Source organism: Limnospira fusiformis SAG 85.79 (genome assembly GCF_012516315.1).
GTDB lineage: Bacteria > Cyanobacteriota > Cyanobacteriia > Cyanobacteriales > Microcoleaceae > Limnospira > Limnospira fusiformis.
Map to the genome: position 1 here is coordinate 5,148,982 of NZ_CP051185.1, position 23,430 is coordinate 5,172,411.

A 23,430-nucleotide genomic window follows, 5' to 3' on the forward strand; every position below is an offset into this window, starting at 1 on the left:
TTTAAGAAAAATCGACCCCGGAAATCCTCATCTGTAAATCAAGCCGCTTTCACCCTTCACCGGACTTCCGAAACTCGGTGGCTTGTTGAGACTCTTAGAAACCCGGTTTCTCCCAGAAACCGGGTTTCTTTTCCCAGTAGCAGAGCGATCGCCACTTTAAGAAAAATCGACCCCGGAAATCCTCACCTGTAAATCAAGCCGCTTTCACCCTTCACCGGACTTCCGAAACTCGGTGGCTTGTTGAGACTCTTAGAAACCCGGTATCTCCCAGAAACCGGGTTTCTTTTCCCAGTAGCAGAGCGATCGCCACTTTAAGAAAAATCGACCCCGGAAATCCTCACCTGTAAATCAAGCCGCTTTCACCCTTCACCGGACTTCCGAAACCCGGTGGCTTGTTGAGACTTTTAGAAACCCGGTTTCTCTAAGAAACCGGGTTTCTTTTCCCAGTAGCAGAGCGATCGCCACTTTAAGAAAAATCGACCCCGGAAATCCTCACCTGTAAATCAAGCCGCTTTCACCCTTCACCGGAATTCCGAAACCCGGTGGCTTGTTGAGACTTTTAGAAACCCGGTTTCTTTTCCCATTTCTTTTCCCAGTAGCAGAGCGATCGCCACTTTAAGAGAAATCGACCCCGGAAATCCTCACCTGTAAATTAAGCCGGTTTCACCCCAGGGGTAAAATTATGTTATCATGGGAGAGTGTGGTCGGTCACGCTTTGAGATATAGCCCATCAATAAAATTCCTATTTGGGTTAGGGGAAAAAATATGGTACTGTCAACCATCAAATGGAGTTTAGACGATTATCATCACATGATTAAAACCGGGTTGCTGGTGGGTCGTCCCGTAGAATTCCTAGCCGGAGAAATTGTCGAAATGCCCCCAGAAGGTGAATCTCATGCCTTTTTTAGTCGCGCGGCTGGATCTTATCTTACTCGTATTTTAGCCGATCGCGCTTTAGTCAGTCCAGCCAAACCCATTACTCTCCCCAATAACTCCGAACCCGAACCAGATATCGCTATTGTTGCACCTTTGGGTCGGGAATATCTCAATCATCACCCCTACCCCGAAAATATTTTCTGGGTGATTGAATATGCGGACAGCAGCCTACTGAAAGATAAAACAGTGAAATATCATATCTATGCTGAGGCTGGTATTCCAGAATATTGGCTGGTGAATTTACAAACGGGAGAGTTGATTATTCACCGGGAACCGAGACGACGGGAATATGGTTCTAAAATTACCCTCACTTATGGAGAGGTTTCCCCCGTGGCTTTTCCTGATATTACTATTCCCGTGGAGGCGATAATTTCAGCGGTTATATAACCAGCTATTCCGGCTGGGATTTTATTGATGGGGGAAAATCGGCGGGGGTGAATTGGCGACGTAATAGTAGGGAATTGGTGACTACACTCACGGAACTAAAAGCCATAAATGCCGCTGCTACCGAGGGACTGAAAACTATACCAAAACCTGGTAGCAGGACACCCGCCGCCATGGGTAAACCGATGGTATTATAAGCAAAAGCCCAGAACAGATTTTGGCGAATTTTGTTGAATGTTTGTTGACTCAACCGAATAGACTCCACTACGTCACCGAGTGCGTCTCCCATGAGTACAATATCAGCAGTTTCGATCGCCACATCAGTTCCGGTTCCCAAAGCGATCGCTACATCAGCCTGAGCTAAAGCCGGAGCATCATTAATGCCATCCCCCACCATGGCTACCCGGTGTCCTTGCTGTTGGTAAGCAGCGATCGCCTTAGCCTTATCTTCCGGTCGCACTTCTGCCAGCACCGACCCCTCAGACAATTGTAGCTCCGAAGCGATCGCCTCGGCTACCGAAAAGCGATCGCCTGTGAGTAGAACTACATTTAACCCCATTTTCTGGAGCCGTTCCACCGTCATTTTAGCATCAGACTTGAGGCGATCGCAAATACCAATCACCCCCACCAACTCATCACCCACAGTCACATATACCACCGTTTCTCCTGGTGGAATTATCGATAACACCGACTCCGACAAAATCACCCCACAGCCGCTCAAACCTTCTGCACTACCCACCCAAACTCTCTCTCCATCGACCATAGCAGCCGCACCCAGCCCCGTCTGAGTCACAAAACCTTCGGCATCTATAATAGGCAGGTTACGCCCTTCTAAGGCTCTACAGATGGCGGTAGCGATAGGGTGATGGGTTCCCTGTTCCACCGCCGCGGCCAATTGCAAAATCCGGTCCTCACTAAAGCCGTGAGACAAACTAACGCAGGTAGTCACCTGGGGAGAAGCCGTCGTCAAAGTTCCCGTCTTATCAAAAACCACAGTGTGGAGTTGGTGAACCCTCTCTAGGATATCACCACCTTTAATCAATATACCTCGTTCCGCACCGATCGCAGAACCCACTAAAATAGCCGTAGGGGTAGCCAGTCCCAAAGCACAGGGACAAGCAATCACCAAAACAGCGATCGCCAATTTGAGACTCAATAGCAAAGGTGCATCAACCGCCAAATTCACCCCTCCCGAGGTCATCACCTCCGGCCAAATTTTAGTGCCAATTGTGTACCAAAAAATGAGAGTCAGCGTCGCCAAACCCATGACCAGATAAGTAAAATATCCCGCCACCTTATCCGCCAAAAATTGAATCGGTGCTTTGCGAGTTTGAGCCGTTTCTACTAAACTGATAATTTGGGCAACAGTAGTTTCTTCTCCCGTGCGAGTTGCCGCAATTATCAGCCCTCCCGACTGGTTTAAAGTTCCCGCAAAAACCATTAAATCCCGTTGTTTAGTCACTGGGAAAGACTCTCCCGTGAGCATCGACTCATCAACCGTACTACTCCCCATAATCACCCTACCATCAACGGGGATTTTCTCACCCGGAAAAACCTTAACCAAATCCCCCACCCGCACCTGTTCCGCCGGAACCTCCACCGTCGGAGATGACCAGGCGATCGCCGAATTTTCCTGAGTTAGTTCAGGTAGTTGTGTCGAGAGAATCACCTGAGCCGTTGTCGGTTGCAAACCCCACAAAGCCTCAAAAGCCCTAGCCGCCCTAATTCTTGCTTGTTGTTCCAGGGTTTTTCCCAGCAAAATAAACCCCAACAGCATCACAGGTTCATCAAAGAAACACTCCCAACCCAACCGAGGAAATAACAGAGCCACCAAACTCGCAGTATAGGCGCTAATAGTCCCCAATCCCACGAGGGTATTCATATTAGGAGCATTTCGCGCCAGACTACGCACGCCATCCACTATAAGCGATCGGCCTGGGAATAGTAAAGCCAAAGTGGCTAACCCCCAGTGAAACCAAATACTACTCACTAGGGGAAGCCCTCCCCAAGCTATATGATGAAAGTGACCTATTCCCGACAGAAAAATCAGCACCCCACAAATAATCACCCGCCCAATTTGGTCGCGCATTTCTTGGCGGTGACGTTCCTCAAAAGTCAGCTTTTGGTGAGCCGCAGACCCATAACGCAGTTGACTATTAAACCCCGTTTCTGTTAAAATATCGGCCAGTTTTTGTGGATCGACTGTACCGGGTTCACATTCAACCGTCGCCACTTCCGTGGCTAAGTTAACCCGAACAGCAATCACCCCCTGCTGCTGGTTTAGTTGACGTTCTACCGCCATCACACAACCAGCGCATTTCATTCCCCCAACATCCAAAATAATCGTCTGTGTGGGTAGGGTAGTCGAGGTTAACTGCTGCTCTGATGTAGTTTGGGGATTTAATTGCATAGATATGGATACCCTAGATATCAGCTAATTTTGAGTTTTTGGGGGAGAAACAGCCCGAAACCATCACGGGAATTGGTGAAACTTATCCCCAAATAATTGATAATTGTTGACTGTCTACTTTTAACTGTCAACTATAATCCCCCATGTCTACAACCATCGCCCTAATCGCCCATGATAGCCAACGAGAGGAACTGGTCAGCTTTGTAGAAGAGAATACTGTGGCTTTGTCCTTCTACGAACTAATCGCCCCAGAAAGGACCGCCCAATATCTCCTACAGGGAACGGGAGTAGAGGTGCAGGTGTTATCATCTCTCCATCACGGAGGAGATATTGAACTAGCCTATCGCATCCTACAGGAAACAGAAATCGCCGCTGTAATTTTCTTCCTCGATCCTGGTTTTAACTTATCCTCCCCCGAAATTCAAGTATTGATTCGCGCTTGTAACCTGCAAAATGTACCCCTAGCCACCAACCGCGCTACTGCTAGGGCTATGTTAAGCGGTCTCACCCGTAGTCGGTCGGCTTGTTTAATTTTTAACCCGGTTTCCGGGACGGGGAACTCCCAACAGGACTTGGTTTTGATTCGACAATTGTTAGAACCCCATATATATCTCAAGGTATCCTTCACAACTCCTACCATTAGCGCCGAACAGTTGGCTCAGGAAGCCGTTGAATCCGGGGTGGATATCGTTATTGCTTCTGGAGGGGATGGAACCGTCTCGGCGGTCGCTGGTGCGGTGATGGGAACAGATATCCCTCTGGGTATCATTCCGCGCGGGACGGCTAATGCTTTTTGTATGGCTATGGGAATTCCTGGGAATATTCGCGGCGCTTGTAATAATATTATCGCTGGGTTAATTCGCACAGTTGACATTGCTACCTGTAACGCGCGCCCTATGATTCTATTGGCTGGAATTGGTTATGAAGCCGAAACCATTGATAAAGCTGATCGGGAAACTAAGCAGCGTTGGGGCGCTCTGGCTTATATAATGGCGGGATTACAACAACTCGATGAGCAAGTCCTTTTTGATACGGAAATCGAGATTGATGGAACTATCAGCCGAGTTCGTTCTGGTGCTGTCACTATTGCTAATGCGGCTCCGGCTACCTCAATTTTAGCTCAAGGTTTGGGAGAGGTTATCCCTAATGATGGGAAGTTAGAGGTGTTGATTTTTGCTGCTAATCAAAACGAAAATCAGAAATTTACTAAAGTTAGGGCGATCGCTGGTATGGTAGAATTGTTTGGGTCGGCTTTGCTGAAAACCGGAACCCAGCGCGATCACATGATTGGGTTACGCGCCACTAACGTTAAGGTGAAAACTGAACCCCCTCAAAAAGTTGTCCTAGATGGTGAAATTATCGGGACTACACCCATAGAAATTCAATGTATTCCCAACGGGTTAAAGATTCTCGCACCGTCCGTTATTCCGCAAACCAGTGACCAGAACACTGAAACCTCAGAAAAGGCTGAGAGTTAACAGTTACCTCCCCCTCTCCTCTCCTTCTGTATCCTCAGAGTCCGAAGACTCCCAAAGTTCTGCGATCGCATCATCAACCTGGCTATTTTCTAAGGGGGAATTATCGGATATTTTGGGGGTATCATTATCGGGTGGGGGGGTGATTTCATCCATAGCCGTTAAACTATCGGCTTCCCTATCCTCATCGGCTTCCCTATCCTCAGAGTCTCCCGACTCCAACAGTTCCGCAATGGTATAATCAACCTCGCTTTTTTCTGATGGGGAATTATCCGATATTTTGGGGGTATCATTATCGGGTGGGGGGGTGATTTCATCCATAGCCGTTAAACTATCGGCTTCCCTATCCTGAGAGTCTGGCGACTCCAAAAGTTCCGCAATAGTCAGTTCAGCATCTGATGTAGTTTTAGGTCGCAACTGAGAGATTTGGATTTGTTCCAAACGGGGACCCTCGACTAACACCACCTTAAATTCTAGGTTGTGGTAGGTCAAGACTTCCCCAACGGCGGGGATTTTTTGCAGTTGATAGGTGAGAAAACCCCCCAAAGTTTGATACTCTTCATTTAAGGGTAAATCCAAATTTAACAGTTCGTTAACTTCCTCAACATCCAACTGAGCCTGGACTAAAAAAGTCTGGTCATCGACAAACTTAATATCCCCATCTTCCCCTTCGGCTAATTCCGAACCATCCCCAATAATTTCGGAGATTAAATCGTCAATGGTTACCAGTCCGGCTGTACCGCCAAACTCATCTACCACAATAGCCATTTCCTGTTGCGATCGCTGTATTAGGGGTAATAATTCACTGAGTAACATTTGCTCAGAAACAAACCGAGCCGCGCGAACCCAGGTTAAAATAGGTGTCTCCTCATCAAGCTGTCTTTCCGCTAAAGGTTTGGCTAAATCCCGAAAGTCTAAAATCCCCAAAATATCATCTAAGGATTCCCCCGTAATAGGGTAACGAGAATGGTTAGAAACTGCCATTTCTTCTAGGAGGTTTTGAAAGGTGGCGGTATGAGGAAGCGAGACAATACTGGTGCGAGGAATCATCACCTCTTCAGTGAGTACATCCCCAAATTCAAACACATTATTAAGTAGCTGTCTTTCCTCAGCTTCTAAACCCATGGATTCACTAGATGTAGTGATAATTAGCTGCAATTCTTCTGGGGTTACGCGGGTGTAAGGTTGTCCGGTGTAGTTAATTCCCAACAGACGCAATAACAGCCGGGTAGACTGATTTAAACACCAGACAAATGGCTTAAAAATTCGAGCGATCGCCAAAGAATAAGGGGCCCACATTCTGGCTATCTGTTCAGGATATAATAGCGCCAGAGATTTGGGGACTAATTCCCCCAGCACAATTTGCAGATAAGCCAGCATAAAAAAGGTGACAATGGAAATAGACAGGGAATGAGCCAGCCACCCTTGGAATTGGTATAAAGGAATTTGATTAAGTATCTGGCGAATCACCACCGCCATAGTTGATTCACCAATCCAACCCAAAGCCAGACTCGACAGCGTAATCCCAAATTGGGTAGTAGACAGCAATAAATCTATGCGTCTTTGTAATTGCTGAACCGTGATAGCAGGTAAATCTCCTTCATCCACTAACTGGCTAATTCGCGATCGCCTTACCGACACCATCGAAAATTCAGCCGTCACAAAAAAGGCATTAACAGCAATCAGCAAAAACACCGATAATAATCGCCCAAAAATATCCTGAGCCGTCAGCGTTAATCCTGATAAATCACCCAAGGAACTTGTATCCATACAATTAATAATTAATAATTAACAATTAATAATTATTAATTACAGCTTTTGGGGGAATCATGCCATAGGCTTTCACTCGTCCATCTCTCCCCCTGGGTGAGGGATTTAGGGATATGATGCTGGAGAAACTATCACTATATTTCATGCTTATTGTTGTGTTTATCGGATGTGCTTATCGGAAGCATAACAATTATTAATTGTTCATTATTAATTATTAATTGTTCATTGTTCATTGTTCATTGTTCATTGTTCATTGTTCATTGCTCATTGTTCATTGTTATTGTGCCACAGGAATACCCGACATTTGTAATTGCAAATTTTGTTCTGGATAGTCCGTTAAACTGATAGCCAGTTCCTGAACATTATCTAGCAAAGCCGTAGAGATAGCAATAGTTCCAGTATAAGTTTGAGTCCCTGGTGGTAGTTGACCAGGTAGAGAATCTACACTAGCACTTAAAGCACGTCCCTGGTCATCAGTTACATTCAGGAAACTATAAAGAAACCGCACTGATTGATCACTTTCGTTTTTGAGATTGACATTTAGCTGTAAAGAATTGCTGCGGCGTTGGGTGGAGGTGATTTCCATAGTGACACCCCCATCACTGCTAACAATAGGAAATGTAACTTGGTTAGTGGTTTCCGATCGCGCCTGATCCTCTTCTTTGGGTTTCTCCTGGGTTTGGGGTTGAGGAGGTGGGGTATCCGGATCAACACCCCCGGCTGCTATGCGTTTTTTGACTTGAGCGATAATATCTTCTTCTCTGAGGAGTTTTACTCCCTCTTGACGGGAAGATGAGTTATTAATGCGATCGCTAATGTTGCTGGGTCGCACGTCTGGCTGAGTGATTTCCTTGAGTGCATCACGACCGAGTTTATATCCTGTCGAAGAACTGAAGATACCCGCTCCAAACATCATAACCAGCAGTACAATTGTCATGATTACTGTTGAATTCAAGCTGATCTCCTGTGATACTATATATACTATGTGCGAGACGTTCAGGCATGAAATAGGGTTGTAATACCCAAAATAACCGCCTGGTGGGGACTCCAACCCCTCGGTTGGATATAAGGAGCGCACTCCTGACCATCCTCATAACTGTTTATATGTCCCGACGCTATGGTAGATAACTATTATAGCAAGGCAGGGAACTCAAGGTCATAAACCAACTGAGAAATCAGGGAGTAGAGAGTAACGGCGAAAGCCACCCCCAGTTTTGGGAATCATAACCCCAGGATTGAAGCGGGGAACGGAAGGCTCCGAGGTGTAACCCAACACCGGAATCGAGACCACTGCCAACCATCCATGATTAGGGAAACCGAATGTCCGGCTTGAACCATCGTAAATACAGAGTAGCGAAATAGGTTGACACGCTGCGATCAAAAGAGTAAGGAGAAAAAGTAGGAGGTTACCATTACTACCTACACAGACCTTTAAAAGTACCCCGGTGGAAAGGACAAATCTAACGATGGAATGCCCGTATAAACGGAACGTTTTAAGTCCTCCCGGACTCTAACTATCTGGTCGAGGTAGTTAGTAGTGACAAATGTAAGCGCAAGTCCTAGAGGATGTGAGATGTGACCAGAAGCCAACGCCCGGCTGTAATGGACGGGAAATGCTAACAGGTCACGGTTTGATTGTAAGATTAGGGGTCGAGAGTGAAGTCACCTTCATCCCCTCCCATTCAGAACCGTGCATGAAAGTTTCCCTTCACACGGCTCCTAGTCTGATTGTTCCATTGTTAAGGATACAGCGTTGGCGTTGTCAAATGCCGTTTTATCATCATGACAGTGGCGGTGTAATAGCTGAAGGTTTTTATATTCGTCCTTTCCACCGTGGTTTCGAGGTATAATGTGGTCTACTTCAACTAAATCCGATGGTGCAAAATATTGCCCACACCAAGAACACCTGCCTTTTTGCTTTTTGAGTAGCTTTGCTACTCTATTTGGCGTGTCGATTGCTTGTCCTTTCCTGGTTGCCCAGTAAGTCCAATTTCCGTCATATGGTGTTGCGTCAGGGCGTATTAGGGTGTGTCTAACAATCTGTGTCCAATTATGTTTCCATAGTTGAAGTCCGTCCTTAGTCTTGAATAACCAGGATTCCTGTCTTTCTTTCCCATGGCTAAGTTTAACCGTTCCTTTATGAAAGTAGTTTCCTAGCTTTTCATAGCTTGCCTTTCCGCATCTTGAGATTGTCCATGCCCGCAACATTTGCCAGATTATATTGTCTAGCTTACTGAAAGTCTCCATTGAGACGACCCCTGAGTAGTAATTTGACCATCCACGAATAATCGGGTTTAGTTTACTAATCAGGGCTGATTGAGGTGCTGTTTTATGTTGTTTAACTCAGTACAGGACAAAAAAGCTGAAAGTCTTAGCCAAAAGGGAATCTAGCCGAAAATTCTGAAGGGGGCGCTCCGGGCTGAGGTGAAAGTCGAGGGGTGGGGGGTAGCGCCAAGTTGGGGTGAGAGGGTTACATCGGAATTACCACAAACCAAACTTCCCTCTCATGAACGAGCTTAACCGATTACGAGACACTTTGCGCCCTCACTTGCCCTGGCACGGGGCGAGATTAAACTTTGTCTGCCTGTTCCTGATGGCGCTATTCCAAACAAAGACGGTTAATCTGATGGAAATAGCGACTGTATTCGCAAATCCTGTGCAAATTTCCTCAAATTACCAGCGATTACAACGTTTTTTTCGGGAATTCAAATTTGACCGGGCAGAGATTGCCCGTTTCGTCGTTAGCCTCATTGACATTCCCCAACCTTGGACTCTTAGTCTCGACCGCACCTGTTGGTCTTTCGGTCAAACCCATTTCAACATCTTGATGTTGGCAGTCGTCCACGAGGGGATTGCCTTTCCCCTGCTGTGGACGATGCTTGACAAAAAGGGCAATAGCAACAGTGGCGAACGCATGGACTTATTCGACCGCTTCGAGGCACTATTTCCTGACGTGGAGGTGGCTTGTCTGACCGCTGACCGGGAATTTGTGGGGCGAGATTGGCTCTCGTATCTTCTCATCGACCCCGAGGTTCCTTTCCGCCTACGCATCCGCCACAGCGAGCTGATTAGTCCTAAGTTAGGAGGAACTCGGCGTAGCATGAACGAATGTTTGATTCTCTGCGACCCGGAGAATTTCGCCAGCTTTCGGGTCGCCGTTGGGTTTGGGGACGGCAGGTTTACGTCATTGGCTCTCGTCTGGCTGATTCGGGGGAGTTGTTGATTCTCATCACTAACGCTTGCCCCGAAACGGCCCTCCCCGACTATGCTCGGCGTTGGGGTATTGAAAACCTCTTCGGAGCCTTGAAGACTCGGGGCTTCTGTCTCGAATCGACTCACTTTAAGGACCCTGAGCGCTTGAGCCGTTTATTGGCTTTGCTTAGCCTGGCTTTTACTTGGGCTATGAAGGTGGGTTTGTGGATTCACCAAGGTTCACCCATTCCTTTGAAGGCTCACGGACGACGCTCCCAGAGTCTTTTCCGCACTGGCTTGGATTTTCTACGCCGCACTTTCTCTAATCTGCCTTTGTTTTCAGGGCGGTTTCACCAGGCTCTACAACTTTTGTCCTGTACTTAGGTTGTTTAATTACACCTTTTATCAGTTCTGTGTGGGCTTTGACTGCTTTGTTACTGGGTTTGATGTGAGTTTTATGACCGATTAATCGGTTTGTTGTCCCACCTATTTTTCCAGATTTATATTTTCCTGCTGGGTATTGCCTGATATTGAATCCGAGAAAATCCAACCCTGGTTCTTCAGTTTTGCCATTATACTCAATGGAATTGAGTGTATGACAGATTCGAGTCTTTCCAGGTTTAATCTCTAATCCTACAGGTTTTAGCCATTCGGAAATTGCAGTTTTGCACTGTTCAATGATTTCTAGTGATGGTGATATTATAGCATTAGTCAAGGTGGTTAGGACGCAGCTTTGAGAACGGAATCCATGGCATCATGGAGAGAATCAAACTGCTCAATGCAGTGGCGAATACGGGCTTTCAGCCACGACCAACATTTCTCTATCTTGTTGAGGTCTGGCGAATAAGGTGGTAGATAGAGTAAACGGCATTGAGCTGCCTCCACCAGTTCAGCAATCCGCCCCCCTTTATGAAACGTTGCATTGTCCAATACTAGAGTCTGACCTGGCTTCAATGTTGGAATTAAGATGAACTCCAACCACAACTCAAACACTGTCCGATTACAACAACCCTCAAAGCTAAAGGGAGCTAAGAGTTGTTGATGACACCATGCGGCTATCATACTTACCCTGCCCTGCCTCTTCCCTGATTTGAGTGCATGGAAGCGTTTTCCTTCCTCGCAGTAACCATAAGGGTAATCCGAGTCCTGACTATTCATGGCGGCTTCATCGAGGTAGACCACTTCTTCCGGCTCCATCTGTTCAATCTGAGCCATAAACTCCTCTCGCTGTTGCTTCCAACGTTCTTGGTAGCCGTAAGTTTTTTTTCTGGTGAAGCCAATTTTCTTCAAGGCTCTGGATATGGTGCGAGGAGAGATGTCGTCATCCCAAAGTTCAGCCATTTGAGCGGAGGTTTTGTGGCCATGCTCTTGGGCAAAAGCCTTGAATTTCTGCCAGTCGGTAATTTTGTGGTTATTGCCAGGTCGGTGATGAGGTTTAGGGAGGAAGTCTCCGGTCTGTGCTTTTCTTTGCAGCCAGAGATTAATGGTGTTCCTGCTGACATGGAAAACTTGACTGGCTTCTGTTTTGGGCATACCGTCTAGTTCAATGGCATCAATAACTTTTTGTCTGAGGTCGTAACTATAGGGGGCTGGCATTTTTGGTCTTCTTAGTCATCTCGTCCTCTCCATTATACGTCCTAAGTGTTCTGTCTTGTGCTATAGATATAGCACTAGTCAATACGGTTAGGACGCAGCCTTGAGAACAGAATCCATGGCATCATGGAGAGAATAAAACTGCTCAATACAATGGCGAATGCGGGCTTTCAACCACGACCAACATTTCTCTATCTTGTTGAGGCCTGGCGAATAAGGCGGAAGATAGAGTAAACGGCATTGAGCCGCCTCCACCGGTTCAGCAATCCGCCCCCCTTTATGAAACGTTGCATTGTCCAATACTAGAGTCTGACCTGGCTTCAATGTTGGAATTAAGATGAACTCCAACCACAGCTCAAACACTGTCCGATTACAACAACCCTCAAAGGTAAAGGGAGCTAAGAGTTGTTGATCACACCATGGGGCCATATATAGCACAAGACAGAACACTTAGGACGTATAATGGAGAGGACGAGATGACTAAGAAGACCAAAAATGCCAGCCCCCTATAGTTACGACCTCAGACAAAAAGTTATTGATGCCATTGAACTAGACGGTATGCCCAAAACAGAAGCCAGTCAAGTTTTCCATGTCAGCAGGAACACCATTAATCTCTGGCTGCAAAGAAAAGCACAGACCGGAGACTTCCTCCCTAAACCTCATCACCGACCTGGCAATAACCACAAAATTACCGACTGGCAAAAATTCAAGGCTTTTGCCCAAGAGCATGGCGACAAAACAGCAGCTCAAATGGCTGAACTTTGGGATGACGACATCTCTCCTCGCACCATATCCAGAGCCTTGAAGAAAATTGGCTTCACCAGAAAAAAAAACTTACGGCTACCAAGAACGTGATGAGCAACAGCGAGAGGAGTTTATGGCTCAGATTGAACAGATGGAGCCGGAAGAAGTGGTCTACCTCGATGAAGCCGCCATGAATAGTCAGGACTCGGATTACCCTTATGGTTACTGCGAGGAAGGAAAACGCTTCCATGCACTCAAATCAGGGAAGAGGCAGGGCAGGGTAAGTATGATAGCCGCATGGTGTCATCAACAACTCTTAGCTCCCTTTAGCTTTGAGGGTTGTTGTAATCGGACAGTGTTTGAGTTGTGGTTGGAGTTCATCTTAATTCCAACATTGAAGCCAGGTCAGACTCTAGTATTGGACAATGCAACGTTTCATAAAGGGGGACGGATTGCTGAACTGGTGGAGGCAGCTCAATGCCGTTTACTCTATCTACCACCTTATTCGCCAGACCTCAACAAGATAGAGAAATGTTGGTCGTGGCTGAAAGCCCGTATTCGCCACTGCATTGAGCAGTTTGATTCTCTCCATGATGCCATGGATTCCGTTCTCAAAGCTGCGTCCTAACCACCTTGACTAATGCTATAGCTCACCCTGCCCTGCCTCTTCCCTGATTTGAGGGCATGGAAGCGTTGTCCTTCCTGGCAGTAACCATAAGGGTAATCGGAGTCTTGACTATTCATGCCAGCTTCATCGAGGTAAACCAACCCTTCCGGCTCCATCTGTTCAATCTGAGCAATAAACTCCTCTCGCTGTTGCTCATCACGTTCTTGGTAGCCGTAAGTTTTTTTTCTGGTGAAGCCAATTTTCTTCAAGGCTCTGGATATGGTGCGAGGAGAGATGTCGTCATCCCAAAGTTCAGCCATTTGAGCGGAGGTTTGATCGCCATGCTCTTGGGCAAAAGCTTTGAATTTATGCCAGTCGGTAATTTTGTGGTTATTGCCAGGTGGGTGATGAGGTTTAGGGAGGAAGTCTCCGGTCTGTGCTTTTCTTGGCAGCCAGAGATTAATGGTGTTCCGGCTGACATGGAAAACTTGACTGGCTTCTGTTTTGGGCATACCGTCTAGTTCAATTGCATCAATAACTTTTTGTCTGAGGTCGTAACTATAGGGGGCTGGCCTTTTTGGTCTTCTTAGTCATCTCGTCCTCTCCATTATACGTCCTAACTTTCCTGTCTGGTGCTATAGGTTGAGGGAGGAAGTCTCCGGTCTGTGCTTTTCTTGGCAGCCAGAGATTAATGGTGTTCCGGCTGACATGGAAAAGTTGACTGGCTTATGTTTTGGGCATACCGTCTAGTTCAATTGCATTAATAACTTTTTGTCTGAGGTCGTAACTATAGGGGGCTGGCATTTTGGGTCTTCTTAGTCATCTCGTCCTCTCCATTATACGTCCTAACTTTCCTGTCTGGTGCTATAGTAACCCAGTACACTCTAACAGACTGAGCCTCTGGGGATTTTGGTAGGCAATCGTAGGGGGTTGTCGCGATCGCACCCCCACCCGGTTTCTGTTCGCGATGGGTCCCCCTCTCGATTGCCCGGACAACAAACTGATGCCAGGTCGATCACGCCTCTTTACTTCCGGTAAAACTGCTACGAGTGTCAGCCTGCCCAGATTGCACTTGAGTAGCCCCCAACCCGCACAACTGCCGGAATCGTCGCATGGCTTTAGACTTGGGAAGGCATTTAAACATCTCATCAAAGGGTACGATCCGAGTGAGCAGCCAGCCTCGTTCGCGGGAACCAAAACCGAACTTATCAAACACCCGGTGGTAACAATCAAACTCTGGAAGGTTTAGGTAGCCTAACATCTCCTGCTCTACCATCGCCTCCGACTGATGCCACATACAAATCTGTTGGGCTAGTCGGGCAGTCACTACACTAATGCCAGTTCCTTCACCCGCCGCGATCGCTTTCGCATATTCATTGTCAAACTTGGTTTTAACCCCTTTGGGAATTTCCCAACTACCTTGGGAAGTCCAGCCACAAGCCCAACCCCACCAAGCTGGCAGTTTGCCCGGATCTAGCCTCCCAGCTTCTTTCAGTGGTTTAACTTTAGCCTTGGCGGGAAATTCATAGACCAGCCGCGACTTGGCTTGGTTTATGACTTGAGTGCGGCGCTTGGTAAAGGACTGAATATCTCTCAGGCATTGCTCAATTTTGGCAACCGCTGGCGGCCGCTCCCGTACCCAATACCGGCGATCGTAATTGGTTTGGTAGTGCTGAAAGTAAGTAATCACCATGATGAGGGCATCATAGGGGTCAGATTTGTTGGAAGTTCCCCCATAGCTTTTCCGACTGTCTTTAATCATGGTTTGATCCGCTTTCAAGACTGGGATTCATTCCCGATGGAGAGAGTCAATCCAGAATTTGCTATAAGTTCCGGTCGGCTCTAATACCACGACAGACGGCTCCAAAGACACCAGAAACTGGATAGACTTCGCGTTCGCTTCCAGTTTTCGGTGACACTCAGCAAATGCTGGGGAGTCGAAAAAATCCCGCACGGCACCGGTTGGCATGGATTCCAGCCACACGGCATCGCACCACGACGAACTAACGTCAAGGCCTACTATTAAACTATTCATTTTTCCTGTTAAGTATGGTGGAAAATCACTCCCAAGAAGCTGTTACGGCTTTCGCCCATTCTATCCGGGGGAGTAAACTCGCTTCGACTGCTGGGGTTGGAACCCAGCTAGAAATGATTGCTGACTTCTGCCCCCAGTAAAAACTTGGGGAGGTTTCCCTCCCGTTTCCAGGTGGGGGGCTAGTCATCAATGCGGAGGGAATCACCCGGTTATCCGCGACTTCCCCCCAGCGGCGGGAGGAAGTTTCGTCCTTTACCGGTCAGGACTCATCAGGCGGTGAAATCTAGATCTTCTAATTCAGCGAGTGCATCCTCCAAAGCTACATAAATTCGGCCATGGCAGTATTCAAGGTGTTTTGCGTAAGCCTCCGGCTCATTGATTAAGGAAGTGTTAGACGCAAAATCGATAACTGTTAAATTGATAATGGTGTTCTCAATCTTTGCTTTAGTGTGAACTAAACAGTCCATAAGCGAGTTTACATTGACTACTAAGTGGACCCATGAGGAAGGGGAATGTTTATCCTCATTGTCGGTAAGATTCTCGCTGTAGTTGTTGGCTTCTACTTTCACAGCCCGTGCTAACTGTTCCAAGTAGTTGCTGATGTTTTCCCTGGTTAAGGGTTCGTTGGGATTCTGGACTTGGGCTTTTAACCACAGAGAGGAAACCTGTACGCTAATATTTTCAATGGACTTTAAGACTTCCTCTTTTAGCTGTTTGGTGTATTGGGTTTGTGGGTTTCGCTGGTTTGTGCTATTCATCATCAGAGCCTCCAATTTTTTCAATGAGTTGGGGAATGAGTTTTCCGGCTTCCTGGGTGTTGGTAACAAATTTCTCTAGTTTGTTGAGAAATTGCTTTTGGGCGTAAGGTTTAGTGAGTTTGTCGCTAAAGCAGTAGCTAAAAATCTGGTCGATGTCATAGTAAAGTTTCCTCACCATGTAGCTGATATCTAAGATTTCTTCCTTAAACCCTGGCAGTCGCCTCAATTGTTCGTCCAGATGGTCGCGGTCATTGGTCACAATTTTTTAGCCTCCTTTAATCCTTGAGTGGTTAGGTCTTTGATTAGTTGTAGATAACCAATCACTTCGGCTAGATGTTCTGGCTTTTCCCTCGAAAAACCATCAAGGCGAACATTAATCCTCTCGGCGTAATCTTCAATGCTGGCGGCGATACAGCCTTTATCTCAATCATTAAGCACATTAACAACACTTGGTAAACCAGTTATTCAAACACTGTAAATCCACAAGGCTTACCGCCACTTCTACCAATCTCACTAATAATTCCATGGTCTCCGTCCTGAACTTGCACACTAAACTTTTGAGCTGTGACCACATCATCTCTATCGGGTTAAACTCAGGGGAATACACCGGCAGATATTCTACCCTGGCTCCTACTGACTCTATCATTTCTTTGACTTCTTCTCGATGATGAGAATTTCAGTTATCCATTACCACTACATCTCCTTTTTTTAATTTTGGCAATAAATCTAACTTGATTAATTGGAGAAAATCCTCTTTTTTCATGGACCCTTCTAATGTTTGAGTCGCCACCACTCCGGAGAGCTTAATTGCACCAATTATTGTCATTTTTTGACCTCGATAGGATTTCCGCAGTTCATAGACTTTTTTCCCTTTCGTCGCTCTGGCTAACGGTCTGCTCATCCCTACCCATAACCCACTTTCATCAATAAACACAAGCTTTTCAGGAGCCACATCTCTAACCTACATTCCGCAGGTTGACAGGGAATAAAAGATATGGTGCTAGTCTAGGCTAGAAAGGGTTCCTTCGAGCGGTAGGCTCTGGCGATGCAGATTAAAAATTTAGACCATCTGGGTTTAGTGGCTGGAGTGATTGACGAACTTGGCCTGGTCGAGTTGACGGATAAGCGGATTGAACCTCATAGCTTGGAGCATGTGAGTGCCGGACAAGTGGTTAAAGCCATGATTTTGAACGCCCTAGGCTTTCTCAGTGCACCGTTGTATTTATTCAGCGAGTTTTTTGAGAGTAAAGCGGTGTCTCATCTGCTCGGGGAAGGGGTAGAGGCTCGTCACTTGAATGACGACCGCTTAGGTCGAGTGTTGGATGAACTCTACGCAGAAGGGACGACATCATTTTTTCTCCAGGTGGCGCTCCAGGCTGTGGAACGATTTGGAATTGATATTCAACAGCGTCATCTCGATGCCACCTCGATCTCAGTAGAAGGGAAGTATCAGCGGTGCTCGAAGGGGAAATCCGAGGTAGGACTTGAGTCAGCTCCCCCCGGTGAGACATCAGCAGAACCCAGCCCAATTCGGCTGTGTCGAGGCTATTCCCGAGACCATCGTCCAGATTTGAAACAGTTTTTGATGACTCTAGTCTGTGCCGCCGACGGTGGCGTGCCGCTATGGTTGCAGTTGGCCAGTGGCAATGAACAGGACACTCAGCAGTTTGCAGAGGTGCTCAAGGCGTTTGGTGACCAATGGACTAGCGACGGTATCGTTGTGATGGATGCCGCCTTTTACACAGCAGCCAATCTGCAGCAGATGGAGACCACGGGGTGGCTATCACGGGTGCCGCTGACCCTAAAAGCGGCTCAAGAGCTGGTGCACAGCGATGTCACCCGACTGACTGAAGTCCCCTGCAACTCCAAGGATTACCGGATGTGGGAGATTGAGCAGACCTATGCCGGAGTGCGCCAGCGCTGGCGCCTCGTCGAAAGCCAAACCCGCAAAGCCAATGCCGACCTCTGGCAACCCGAATTAGAGAAGCTCGAACACCGCCTCAACCGCCAATTGAAAAAGCTGACCCAGCGGGTCTTTGCTTGCAAACCCGATGCCCTCGAGGCCTTGATGCAGTTTCAAGATGGACTCGAGGTGCATCAGCTCACTCAGGTCTCCCTGGAGACGGTGCGGGCCAAGCGACCCCCCGGTCGTCCCGCCAAATCCGCCGAACCCACCCCAGTTCAGGGCTATCGGCTCCAGGCCACGTTACAGCAGACCGCCACGGCGGAAGACCGCTTTAGCCGTCAGCGTAGTCGCTTTATTCTAGCCACCAATCAACTGGAGCAATCCCTCTGGCCGGCTCAGACCTGCTTGAGCGAATATATAGCACAAGACAGAACACTTAGGACGTATAATGGAGAGGACGAGATGACTAAGAAGACCCAAAATGCCAGCCCCCTATAGTTACGACCTCAGACAAAAAGTTATTGATGCCATTGAACTAGACGGTATGCCCAAAACAGAAGCCAGTCAAGTTTTCCATGTCAGCAGGAACACCATTAATCTCTGGCTGCAAAGAAAAGCACAGACCGGAGACTTCCTCCCTAAACCTCATCACCGACCTGGCAATAACCACAAAATTACCGACTGGCAAAAATTCAAGGCTTTTGCCCAAGAGCATGGCCACAAAACCTCCGCTCAAATGGCTGAACTTTGGGATGACGACATCTCTCCTCGCACCATATCCAGAGCCTTGAAGAAAATTGGCTTCACCAGAAAAAAAACTTACGGCTACCAAGAACGTTGGAAGCAACAGCGAGAGGAGTTTATGGCTCAGATTGAACAGATGGAGCCGGAAGAAGTGGTCTACCTCGATGAAGCCGCCATGAATAGTCAGGACTCGGATTACCCTTATGGTTACTGCGAGGAAGGAAAACGCTTCCATGCACTCAAATCAGGGAAGAGGCAGGGCAGGGTAAGTATGATAGCCGCATGGTGTCATCAACAACTCTTAGCTCCCTTTAGCTTTGAGGGTTGTTGTCATCGGACAGTGTTTGAGTTGTGGTTGGAGTTCATCTTAATTCCAACATTGAAGCCAGGTCAGACTCTAGTATTGGACAATGCAACGTTTCATAAAGGGGGACGGATTGCTGAACTGGTGGAGGCAGCTCAATGCCGTTTACTCTATCTACCACCTTATTCGCCAGACCTCAACAAGATAGAGAAATGTTGGTCGTGGCTGAAAGCCCGTATTCGCCACTGCATTGAGCAGTTTGATTCTCTCCATGATGCCATGGATTCCGTTCTCAAAGCTGCGTCCTAACCACCTTGACTAATGCTATATAATAATTAACAATTAATAATTAATAATTAATAATTTTAGCCATGTAGGTTGGGTGAAACGCAGTGAAACCCAACATCATTTACAGATGCTGGCGTTGGGTTTCGTACCTCCACCCAACCTACTCAAATTGGGCGATCGCTTCATTTTTTCACACTGAGAGATGGTGGCGTTGGGTTTCGTGACCTCCACCCAACCTACTCAAATTGGGGGAAAAAGGCCATACTAAGAGATGGTGGCGTTGGGTTTCGTACCTCCACCCAACCTACTCAACTTGGGGAAAAGGCGATCGCTCATCTAGCCATTTGTGCTGGATGCGTGGGAAGGGGAGAGTGACTGGAAACCCGGGTGCTAAATTGCATAAATTTCTCGATCCGAGCCGATAACTATTTTAGGGAAACCCGAAAACCACTGCACTACCAAAGGACCGATGAAAACTCTACCAAACTATCAAATCCGAACATTTGGCGATCGTCGTCAAATTCCCATCAAGCAAATCGTGATCTCGAAAGTGCAACCGAGAAAGTATTTTAGTGAGCAAGGCATCAATAAACTGGCTGCCAGTATTAAAAGCAGTGGCATCCAGCAAGATTTGATTGTGCGTCCCATTGGGGGGGATAAGTATGAGTTGGTAGCGGGGGAGCGTCGCTATCGAGCGGCTCAAATTGTGGGACTTGAGACGGTACCGGCTCAAGTTAAGGAGATGAGCGATGCTGAGGCTTTGCAGTGCGCTTTGACTGAGAATATCCAGCGGGAGGATTTGAACCCGATTGAAGAAACCGAGGCGATTTTGCGGCTGTTGGCTATCAACTTAAATGACTCAGTGGAAAAGGTGCGATCGCTACTGCACCGAATGAAAAACGACGCTAAGAAAAAAGTAACTACCCATAGCGCTATGGGTACATCGGAAGCCGAAATTGTCAAATCCACATTTGACTCTCTGGGTCGAATGTCGTGGGATTGATTCGTGAGCAATCAATTACCACTGTTGAAACTGCCACCGGAAATTCTGAAAGCTCTGGGTGAGGGCGATATTGATTACACCAAAGCGAAGGAAATAGCCAAGTTAAAGTCCGAGGAGGAAAGGTTGGCGCTACTGGAAAAGGCGATCGGTCAAAAATTGACCCTGAGACAGGTGCAGAAATTGGTGAAGGAAACGAAAGTATCAGAACTGCCAGACCAATTGGAAACTGAGATCTCCGACCTGGCCAAACAATTCCGACGTTCAAAGGCTAGTCTATCCCCTCAAAAACGTTCTGAAATTGAGGGACTGCTGAAACGGTTGAAGTTACTGCTTTATGAAGAAAATTGAAAATTTTTGAGGATTTATTTTCCCATACGGTATAAAAGTAGTAGGTAGGAAAAAGTTAAAATCAGACTCACAGAAATCAACGCTAGATTCATCGACACAATTGTTCAACATGAACAGAATAGTTCAGTATTTTTGGTAACAGAGTTTATGGTAGGGAGGAGAGAAAAGCAGATGACATAATATAGGGTTGATTTTTCCAAGCAAAATTAACCAAAAATAACCAAGTTACAACTTGGCGGGAGGACATATATATTTGATTATAGGGATGTATAAATCATGAAAACTTTAGTTCATAAAATTGTGGCAACTACGGTGAGCATTAGTTTATTGCTACCAACCGCATCAGCCTGGGGTAGACCCCCAGCATTGAGATGGTCTTTTCGCTCTCATCAAATGAGTATTGATGGGTGCTTGGATAAAGCCGCTCGGGTTATGCGACAAGAAGGGTTGAGAAATGTCAGAAGAAATAGGGAAGGTCGCTATGTGTCGGGTTTACTTGATAATTATGCGATCGATATTCGTTGTGGCTCACAAGAATGGGTTGTTATTGCTACAGGCTACGATAATGATGGTACGGCATTGTGGAGAAATCGATTGAGGGAAGCGATGGAAAGATAATTACTGGTTCTAAGTCGTAAAAATCTAGGATAGTTAATTCAATGTTAAACAAATGTTATCTATTCGGTGCTTTAATTTGTACGGGGACTTGGTTGGGATTTATCGAGGCAAATTCTCAAGTTAAAGCGCAGTCTCGTTGCGAGGGAATGAATACTCAAGCTGATCTTAATGCTTGTGCTATAGAAAGATATAGAAATGCAGATGCTCAACTTAATTCTACCTATCAAAGATTAACTTCTATGATTTCTGCTGACCGCAGACAAAAGTTAGTTCAAGCTCAATTGTCCTGGATTCAATTTCGAGATAATCATTGTTCATTTGTGTCGTCTACTACTCGTGGCGGAGGTGGCGGATCAATGTCTCCAGTCATTGTTTACAGTTGCCTAACCTTATTAACACAAAATCGCACTAACGATTTTAATCACTATATTCAAAGTCAGTTACCTAAGCCTTTAAATGCGAATAACCTTGGACAGAGTGAACGAGCAATTAATAGGATTTATCAAGGATCCATGAATCACCTTTCAGGAGAAGCTAGAACCAATTTACAGAGATCTCAAAGTTCTTGGTTAAATTTTCGTAATCTAAACTGCCAATTTGAAGGAACCTTTGCCTCTGGTGGTCAAAATTTGTGTTTAACGAGAATGTCTCAAGAAAGGCATGAATCCCTGTCTAAAAATTTTTAGATTTTGCGAATTTTAATTAATGAATAAAATTACCTGATTTTATCAAAATTATTGATATTAATCGCCATTAAAGCCAACTATAATATGTTCAAAACAATTATATTATTAAAACTCTCTTTAGTAGGGACTATATGGCTACTACAACAAACGACCCATGCTGGTTCGATTGGGCCTATTGCGAGGTTGATTACATCCAATAGTCTTTATGAATGTCAGACCGATGGAGCTTTTGAAATCATTTTGGGTAATTCTAATATGTCGCATACTTCAGGATCGTTTTCAATGATTTGCTTAAATACCGATGACACAGCACATTGGATTCTTGAATCAAGTATAGCTTGTGAAGAGAGAGCTTGTGATTCAACATTTTTAAGTGGCTTTTTTGGCTTTCATTATAATGTGGGTTCAACAGTTAACAGAACACAAGTTCCAATTGCTGTTTTAGGAAAAAATTGCCAGTTTCAACCGAATCGCTCTGAGCAAGGAAATGGATGGCTATGTGAACAGCTTATCACTCAAGATGCAATGACTATCACTACAAGAGGTGAAAATGAGCGAATGTATATCCGAGATTTTTTGAACCGCTATAGTCTGGAGCATTTTCAACTGATTAGCTCTGGCATCATTCCTGCTGATGCAGAACAAGCTAATCTCTTGAGAACAAGTCGCAAAAAATGCTATGGTTCCAGCCAATTCTGTCGTTAAGCCTTTCAAAACTAGGAGGAGTAAACCATAAGTCAGATTGTACTAACAGTTAGCCATTTATTCGCTTCCAAGAAAAAAATAAGGTAGTGCGACTCCATACAGGAACTTCTTATAAAATCAAGGTTTCGTGTAAACAAATTGACTGTTACAACATCTGAAAATTTTTCTATTTTATAAAAGGAATGTTCAAATCATGCTAACCTTATTTAGGTTTCTAAAGTCTGGGATCAGCCTAAGTTTAGGATTACTTATGGCACTTTTCATGAGTTGGGAGTTAGGATGGGCGCGAACAGCTAACGCCACCAATTTACTAGCTGGGAAAACAGCTTTTGATCATGCCATTCAGGCAGTGGGTGGAATCCGCAGAGGACAAGTTTCTTACCTCGAGTTCTCCGAGCAGTTTAATTCAGATCTTCATAGAGCAATTCGAGAGCGTTTTCAGCAGTTTCTTGAGGGTTCCAACTCGACAATTACTTACTCCTATGCAGAATTTGACCTCAACAATGATGGACGGAATGAAGCCTTTGTTAAAGTGAATAGCTCATTTGCTGCTGGATCCGGTGGGGTTCATACTTTGCTATTTCAATTCAACCAAAATAACTATGAACTAATTCACGTTTTTTTTCATCAAGTTTCTTTGGTTGTTTTACCTAGTCAAACATCAGGATGGCGAGATATTTTGGTTGTCCCAGGTAAAATTTTTACACCCAATTATGGTGCATTTTACTACCTTTGCTCCTACAATTCTAGTTTGGGAATATCAAGTAGTATGGTCAACTTAAATTCTGTAAACAGTTCTAATTATTTAGAATCTTTAAGACGCTATGAGAACTGTCAAAATGTTCAGCAAAACTCTACAGTTAATGGAGTTGTAATCCATACGGGAGGATTTAATATCCAGTATCCTGAGTTTGAGTTGTAAAT

Annotated in this window: 20 protein-coding genes and 8 pseudogenes; 13 read left to right on the forward strand and 15 right to left on the reverse strand. The window is 45.9% G+C overall.

The genetic code is table 11. From position 1 onward, the window contains the following. Nucleotides 1–765 precede the first annotated feature (765 nt). Nucleotides 766–1,323, forward strand: coding sequence for a Uma2 family endonuclease (locus HFV01_RS23975; protein ID WP_193520447.1), 558 nt, complete (start codon nucleotides 766–768; stop codon nucleotides 1,321–1,323). A 4-nt stretch (nucleotides 1,324–1,327) separates the two neighbouring features. Here HFV01_RS23975 and HFV01_RS23980 read toward each other — a convergent pair whose 3' ends face one another. Continuing rightward, complete coding sequence (locus tag HFV01_RS23980) at nucleotides 1,328–3,730, reverse strand: heavy metal translocating P-type ATPase (RefSeq protein ID WP_006667964.1); 2,403 nt, start codon at nucleotides 3,728–3,730, stop codon at nucleotides 1,328–1,330. A 143-nt stretch (nucleotides 3,731–3,873) separates the two neighbouring features. On the opposite strand from HFV01_RS23980, the gene HFV01_RS23985 reads away from it, so the two are divergent. Next, complete coding sequence (locus HFV01_RS23985) at nucleotides 3,874–5,208, forward strand: methylglyoxal synthase (RefSeq protein WP_006667965.1); 1,335 nt, start codon at nucleotides 3,874–3,876, stop codon at nucleotides 5,206–5,208. Nucleotides 5,209–5,211: 3 nt separating this feature from the next. On the opposite strand, the gene HFV01_RS23990 is transcribed toward HFV01_RS23985, so the two are convergent. From HFV01_RS23990 to HFV01_RS24005, 4 genes and pseudogenes are all read right to left on the reverse strand, one after another. Further along, nucleotides 5,212–6,975, reverse strand: a complete 1,764-nt coding sequence (locus tag HFV01_RS23990) for a hemolysin family protein (RefSeq protein ID WP_006621754.1) — start codon at nucleotides 6,973–6,975, stop codon at nucleotides 5,212–5,214. 277 nt (nucleotides 6,976–7,252) lie between these two features. Beyond that, on the reverse strand, nucleotides 7,253–7,912 hold the full coding sequence (locus HFV01_RS23995) for a hypothetical protein (RefSeq protein ID WP_006667966.1): 660 nt from the start codon (nucleotides 7,910–7,912) through the stop codon (nucleotides 7,253–7,255). Between the two features lie 219 nt (nucleotides 7,913–8,131). Then, the gene (locus tag HFV01_RS24000) at nucleotides 8,132–8,356 is read right to left on the reverse strand and encodes a hypothetical protein (protein ID WP_008056859.1); all 225 of its coding nucleotides are present in this window, start codon (nucleotides 8,354–8,356) and stop codon (nucleotides 8,132–8,134) included. Nucleotides 8,357–8,694: 338 nt separating this feature from the next. Next, a pseudogene (locus HFV01_RS24005) lies at nucleotides 8,695–9,318 on the reverse strand (group II intron maturase-specific domain-containing protein); the annotation flags it as partial. 163 nt (nucleotides 9,319–9,481) lie between these two features. On the opposite strand from HFV01_RS24005, the pseudogene HFV01_RS24010 reads away from it, so the two are divergent. Further along, nucleotides 9,482–10,551 (forward strand): annotated as a pseudogene (locus tag HFV01_RS24010) (IS4-like element ISAtsp3 family transposase). Here the strand turns inward: HFV01_RS24010 and HFV01_RS24015 are convergent. The 3 genes and pseudogenes from HFV01_RS24015 to HFV01_RS24025 all read right to left on the reverse strand — a co-directional run. Then, nucleotides 10,547–10,870 (reverse strand): annotated as a pseudogene (locus HFV01_RS24015) (group II intron reverse transcriptase/maturase); the annotation flags it as partial. The pseudogenes HFV01_RS24010 and HFV01_RS24015 sit on opposite strands and share 5 nt — an antisense overlap. Before the next feature lie 17 nt (nucleotides 10,871–10,887). Continuing rightward, entirely contained in the window at nucleotides 10,888–11,763 is an 876-nt protein-coding gene (locus HFV01_RS24020; RefSeq protein ID WP_006667970.1) for an IS630 family transposase, read from the reverse strand. 87 nt (nucleotides 11,764–11,850) lie between these two features. Then, a pseudogene (locus HFV01_RS24025) lies at nucleotides 11,851–12,198 on the reverse strand (transposase); the annotation flags it as partial. 57 nt (nucleotides 12,199–12,255) lie between these two features. On the opposite strand from HFV01_RS24025, the gene HFV01_RS24030 reads away from it, so the two are divergent. Beyond that, nucleotides 12,256–13,132 (forward strand): IS630-like element ISAtsp1 family transposase gene (locus HFV01_RS24030; RefSeq protein ID WP_006668645.1). Its coding sequence is split into 2 segments (ribosomal slippage): nucleotides 12,256–12,585 and nucleotides 12,587–13,132, totalling 876 coding nucleotides; the frame shifts between segments, so codons are not numbered across the junction. 20 nt (nucleotides 13,133–13,152) lie between these two features. Here the strand turns inward: HFV01_RS24030 and HFV01_RS24035 are convergent. The 4 genes and pseudogenes from HFV01_RS24035 to HFV01_RS24050 form a co-directional block, all read right to left on the reverse strand. Next, a pseudogene (locus HFV01_RS24035) lies at nucleotides 13,153–13,683 on the reverse strand (IS630 transposase-related protein); the annotation flags it as partial. Nucleotides 13,684–13,750: 67 nt separating this feature from the next. Beyond that, a pseudogene (locus HFV01_RS24040) lies at nucleotides 13,751–13,915 on the reverse strand (IS630 transposase-related protein); the annotation flags it as partial. A gap of 211 nt (nucleotides 13,916–14,126) precedes the next feature. Next, nucleotides 14,127–14,873: a hypothetical protein gene (locus HFV01_RS24045; protein ID WP_006667972.1), complete on the reverse strand. Its 747-nt coding sequence runs from the start codon at nucleotides 14,871–14,873 to the stop codon at nucleotides 14,127–14,129. Between the two features lie 27 nt (nucleotides 14,874–14,900). Continuing rightward, nucleotides 14,901–15,146 (reverse strand): hypothetical protein, encoded by a 246-nt coding sequence (locus tag HFV01_RS24050; protein WP_006667973.1) that lies wholly within the window; start codon nucleotides 15,144–15,146, stop codon nucleotides 14,901–14,903. 14 nt (nucleotides 15,147–15,160) lie between these two features. Here HFV01_RS24050 and HFV01_RS31210 point away from each other — a divergent pair, with 14 nt between their 5' ends. Next, on the forward strand, nucleotides 15,161–15,286 hold the full coding sequence (locus HFV01_RS31210) for a hypothetical protein (RefSeq protein ID WP_006667974.1): 126 nt from the start codon (nucleotides 15,161–15,163) through the stop codon (nucleotides 15,284–15,286). Between the two features lie 129 nt (nucleotides 15,287–15,415). Here the strand turns inward: HFV01_RS31210 and HFV01_RS24055 are convergent, their stop codons facing one another. The 3 genes and pseudogenes from HFV01_RS24055 to HFV01_RS24065 form a co-directional block, all read right to left on the reverse strand. Then, nucleotides 15,416–15,907 (reverse strand): hypothetical protein, encoded by a 492-nt coding sequence (locus tag HFV01_RS24055; protein ID WP_228116462.1) that lies wholly within the window; start codon nucleotides 15,905–15,907, stop codon nucleotides 15,416–15,418. Then, nucleotides 15,897–16,163 (reverse strand): hypothetical protein, encoded by a 267-nt coding sequence (locus HFV01_RS24060; protein WP_006667976.1) that lies wholly within the window; start codon nucleotides 16,161–16,163, stop codon nucleotides 15,897–15,899. Before HFV01_RS24060 ends, HFV01_RS24055 begins: the two co-directional genes overlap by 11 nt. Nucleotides 16,164–16,343: 180 nt before the next feature. Next, nucleotides 16,344–16,865: pseudogene (locus HFV01_RS24065) on the reverse strand (IS630 family transposase); the annotation flags it as partial. Nucleotides 16,866–16,949: 84 nt separating this feature from the next. Between HFV01_RS24065 and HFV01_RS24070 the strand changes: the two are divergent. The 8 genes and pseudogenes from HFV01_RS24070 to HFV01_RS24105 all read left to right on the forward strand — a co-directional run. After that, nucleotides 16,950–18,257 (forward strand): annotated as a pseudogene (locus tag HFV01_RS24070) (IS1634-like element ISAtsp2 family transposase); the annotation flags it as partial. Nucleotides 18,258–18,291: 34 nt separating this feature from the next. Then, nucleotides 18,292–19,167, forward strand: a complete 876-nt coding sequence (locus HFV01_RS24075) for an IS630-like element ISAtsp1 family transposase (RefSeq protein ID WP_193520448.1) — start codon at nucleotides 18,292–18,294, stop codon at nucleotides 19,165–19,167. Between the two features lie 448 nt (nucleotides 19,168–19,615). Then, nucleotides 19,616–20,149, forward strand: coding sequence for a ParB/RepB/Spo0J family partition protein (locus HFV01_RS24080; protein ID WP_006667995.1), 534 nt, complete (start codon nucleotides 19,616–19,618; stop codon nucleotides 20,147–20,149). A gap of 3 nt (nucleotides 20,150–20,152) precedes the next feature. After that, nucleotides 20,153–20,497, forward strand: a complete 345-nt coding sequence (locus HFV01_RS24085; protein ID WP_193520449.1) for a ParB/RepB/Spo0J family partition protein — start codon at nucleotides 20,153–20,155, stop codon at nucleotides 20,495–20,497. Nucleotides 20,498–20,773: 276 nt separating this feature from the next. Further along, complete coding sequence (locus HFV01_RS24090) at nucleotides 20,774–21,115, forward strand: hypothetical protein (RefSeq protein ID WP_111891559.1); 342 nt, start codon at nucleotides 20,774–20,776, stop codon at nucleotides 21,113–21,115. 41 nt (nucleotides 21,116–21,156) lie between these two features. Continuing rightward, a complete protein-coding gene (locus HFV01_RS24095) occupies nucleotides 21,157–21,801 on the forward strand; it encodes a lysozyme inhibitor LprI family protein (RefSeq protein WP_111891613.1) in 645 nt (214 codons plus the stop codon). A 51-nt stretch (nucleotides 21,802–21,852) separates the two neighbouring features. Beyond that, the gene (locus HFV01_RS24100) at nucleotides 21,853–22,506 is read left to right on the forward strand and encodes a hypothetical protein (RefSeq protein WP_146743265.1); all 654 of its coding nucleotides are present in this window, start codon (nucleotides 21,853–21,855) and stop codon (nucleotides 22,504–22,506) included. Nucleotides 22,507–22,756: 250 nt separating this feature from the next. Further along, nucleotides 22,757–23,428, forward strand: coding sequence for a hypothetical protein (locus HFV01_RS24105; protein ID WP_146743266.1), 672 nt, complete (start codon nucleotides 22,757–22,759; stop codon nucleotides 23,426–23,428). Nucleotides 23,429–23,430 lie beyond the last annotated feature (2 nt).

Coding starts and splice junctions, on each gene's coding strand:
- HFV01_RS23975 (WP_193520447.1), top strand. CDS start 766: ATGGTACTGTCAACCATCAAATGGAGTTTAGACGATTATCATCACATG.
- HFV01_RS23980 (WP_006667964.1), bottom strand. CDS start 3,730: ATGCAATTAAATCCCCAAACTACATCAGAGCAGCAGTTAACCTCGACT.
- HFV01_RS23985 (WP_006667965.1), top strand. CDS start 3,874: ATGTCTACAACCATCGCCCTAATCGCCCATGATAGCCAACGAGAGGAA.
- HFV01_RS23990 (WP_006621754.1), bottom strand. CDS start 6,975: ATGGATACAAGTTCCTTGGGTGATTTATCAGGATTAACGCTGACGGCT.
- HFV01_RS23995 (WP_006667966.1), bottom strand. CDS start 7,912: ATGACAATTGTACTGCTGGTTATGATGTTTGGAGCGGGTATCTTCAGT.
- HFV01_RS24020 (WP_006667970.1), bottom strand. CDS start 11,763: ATGCCAGCCCCCTATAGTTACGACCTCAGACAAAAAGTTATTGATGCC.
- HFV01_RS24045 (WP_006667972.1), bottom strand. CDS start 14,873: ATGATTAAAGACAGTCGGAAAAGCTATGGGGGAACTTCCAACAAATCT.
- HFV01_RS24050 (WP_006667973.1), bottom strand. CDS start 15,146: ATGAATAGTTTAATAGTAGGCCTTGACGTTAGTTCGTCGTGGTGCGAT.
- HFV01_RS31210 (WP_006667974.1), top strand. CDS start 15,161: ATGGTGGAAAATCACTCCCAAGAAGCTGTTACGGCTTTCGCCCATTCT.
- HFV01_RS24055 (WP_228116462.1), bottom strand. CDS start 15,907: ATGATGAATAGCACAAACCAGCGAAACCCACAAACCCAATACACCAAA.
- HFV01_RS24075 (WP_193520448.1), top strand. CDS start 18,292: ATGCCAGCCCCCTATAGTTACGACCTCAGACAAAAAGTTATTGATGCC.
- HFV01_RS24080 (WP_006667995.1), top strand. CDS start 19,616: ATGAAAACTCTACCAAACTATCAAATCCGAACATTTGGCGATCGTCGT.
- HFV01_RS24090 (WP_111891559.1), top strand. CDS start 20,774: ATGAAAACTTTAGTTCATAAAATTGTGGCAACTACGGTGAGCATTAGT.
- HFV01_RS24095 (WP_111891613.1), top strand. CDS start 21,157: ATGTTAAACAAATGTTATCTATTCGGTGCTTTAATTTGTACGGGGACT.
- HFV01_RS24105 (WP_146743266.1), top strand. CDS start 22,757: ATGGCACTTTTCATGAGTTGGGAGTTAGGATGGGCGCGAACAGCTAAC.